Source organism: Rhizobium ecuadorense (genome assembly GCF_001187535.1).
GTDB classification, from domain to species: domain Bacteria; phylum Pseudomonadota; class Alphaproteobacteria; order Rhizobiales; family Rhizobiaceae; genus Rhizobium; species Rhizobium ecuadorense.
In genome coordinates, this window is record NZ_LFIO01000862.1 from 1 (window position 1) to 341 (window position 341).

A 341-nucleotide genomic window follows, 5' to 3' on the forward strand; every position below is an offset into this window, starting at 1 on the left:
CCATCACATAGGGCAGGTCATTGATCACGAATTGTGGATTGAGCTGACGCATGATTTTGGGAAGAGCTTCCAATGGAAGCATCGGCGCCATGGTCCGCGTTGTCAGCTCACCAAGCAAGTCGGACTGCAGATCGAGGGCAAGCGCGTCGGTATGCATAAGATTGTAAACATGAAACCGAGCCATCAGAACTGTCGATATTTCTGAAACGGCAGACCGTGCTTTTCGACATAGGCATTGGAAGCGGCAATAGCCTCGGCGTTCTCGATACGCCAAAGCCGCTCGCGCTCCGCCTTTATGGCCTGTGCGATACCATCTTCCGCCGCCCTGGATATGTTGATCT

The 341-nt window shown here is 53.1% G+C and carries 2 protein-coding genes; both read right to left on the bottom strand.

The features are described from left to right. Positions 1-184, bottom strand: a 184-nt coding sequence (locus AF337_RS14915) for a CcdB family protein (protein ID WP_193393622.1), incomplete at its 3' end; no start/stop codon positions are given. Continuing rightward, on the bottom strand, positions 184-341 hold a 158-nt coding region (locus AF337_RS14920; RefSeq protein ID WP_049732641.1), incomplete at its 5' end, for a type II toxin-antitoxin system CcdA family antitoxin. The genes AF337_RS14915 and AF337_RS14920, both read right to left, overlap by 1 nt.